This is a genomic window from Oleiphilus sp. HI0066, assembly GCF_001635725.1.
Genome location: NZ_LWFH01000988.1, coordinates 1 through 420 on the forward strand (window position 1 = coordinate 1; position 420 = coordinate 420).

Genomic DNA, 420 nt, shown 5'->3' on the forward strand with positions numbered 1-420 from the left:
TGCAACATCTGAGATACTCAGCGTATCACCATCAACATCCGACGCTCCCGCCAACAGATCCCCATCTGTAAGCGTGATCGTCCCGTCTTCGTTCATCTGGAAATTCTGATCCTGCGCGACCGGCAGATCATTCACTGGGTTCACTGTCAAATCGATATTGGCTGCGACTGTCGCTTCACCATCGAATATATCGAAACTAATATCGAGATCACCATTGAAGTTTGCAGCCGGTGTCAGCGTGAACGTCCCATCACCATTATCTGTAATCGTCAGTTCCGGATTGGCTGTCTGTAGATTCAACGCCGTGAGCGTATCACCATCCACATCACTCGCTTGCGCCAAGAGCTGTTCTTGGCTCAGTGTGATACTTCCATCCTCATCAATTGCATACGCCAAGTTACCTGAAACAGGGAAGTCATT

Annotated in this window: 1 protein-coding gene; it reads right to left on the minus strand. The window is 49.0% G+C overall.

The window, feature by feature from the left end; genetic code table 11:
• A partial coding sequence (locus tag A3738_RS11125; protein ID WP_156504215.1) for a cadherin-like domain-containing protein occupies positions 1 to 420 on the minus strand: 420 nt, incomplete at both ends.